Annotated in this window: 1 protein-coding gene; it reads right to left on the bottom strand. The window is 40.2% G+C overall.

Annotated features, from left to right (window positions below; genetic code table 11):
* A partial coding sequence (locus tag ACIR131C_RS25195) for a WD40 repeat domain-containing protein (protein ID WP_035372549.1) occupies nt 1–296 on the bottom strand: 296 nt, incomplete at both ends.

Here is a 296-nt window from a genome sequence, read left to right as displayed (position 1 = left end):
GATTCCACAGTTTGATTGTCTTGTCCTGACTACCAGAAGCCAAAGTCCTGCCGTCCGGGCTAACACTGACGCTGAAGATAGTACCACTATGCCCTAGCAAGCGATTCTTTTCGCTTGTATCACTAAGAGGTGCTTGTAAGGCATTCATCACCACTAAGTTGAATAATTTCTGGGTTTTCAGGATTATTCCTGCTTTAATTGCTTGGATAGAAGCATCGAATTTCTGACTAGTATTAGATAAAGATAAAGAATATCTACCAAGAGATTCGGCTTGATTAAGTTGTGCTTGCTTTAAT

Source organism: Dolichospermum circinale AWQC131C (genome assembly GCF_000426905.1).
GTDB lineage: Bacteria > Cyanobacteriota > Cyanobacteriia > Cyanobacteriales > Nostocaceae > Dolichospermum > Dolichospermum circinale.
This window is presented reverse-complemented; position numbering and strand designations above follow the sequence as displayed.